This is a genomic window from Acinetobacter amyesii (assembly GCF_023499985.1).
Classification (GTDB): Bacteria; Pseudomonadota; Gammaproteobacteria; order Pseudomonadales; family Moraxellaceae; genus Acinetobacter; species Acinetobacter amyesii.
Genome location: NZ_JAMCOU010000012.1, coordinates 1 through 354, shown reverse-complemented (window position 1 = coordinate 354; position 354 = coordinate 1). Strand labels below are relative to the sequence as shown.

The 354-nt window shown below is 39.8% G+C and carries 1 rRNA gene; it reads right to left on the bottom strand.

The window, feature by feature from the left end:
* A 5S ribosomal RNA gene (rrf, locus tag M5F03_RS01390) occupies nucleotides 1–113 on the bottom strand; the annotation flags it as partial.
* Nucleotides 114–354: the final 241 nt, after the last annotated feature.

Genomic DNA, 354 nt, shown 5'->3' with positions numbered 1-354 from the left:
CTGGCGATGACTTACTCTCACATGGGTAACCCCACACTACCATCAGCGCTAAGAGGTTTCACTTCTGAGTTCGGGAAGGGATCAGGTGGTTCACTCTTGCTATTGTCGCCAGCACAACTGTTATGGATACTTGCTTAGTCTAATCTCAGAGCAGTGCTCTTCGTGCTAAGTTTTCTACCAAATGAGTTATTAACAGAAGTACTTGAGTTAATTTAAGGTGTTCATTTTATCTAGCTTTTCAACTAAATCAAGTTTGATTGATTATATGTGAATCAATTGATGCTATATATACAACTGTTTGGGTGTTGTATAGTCAAGCCTCACGAGCAATTAGTATTGGTCAGCTTCATGCGT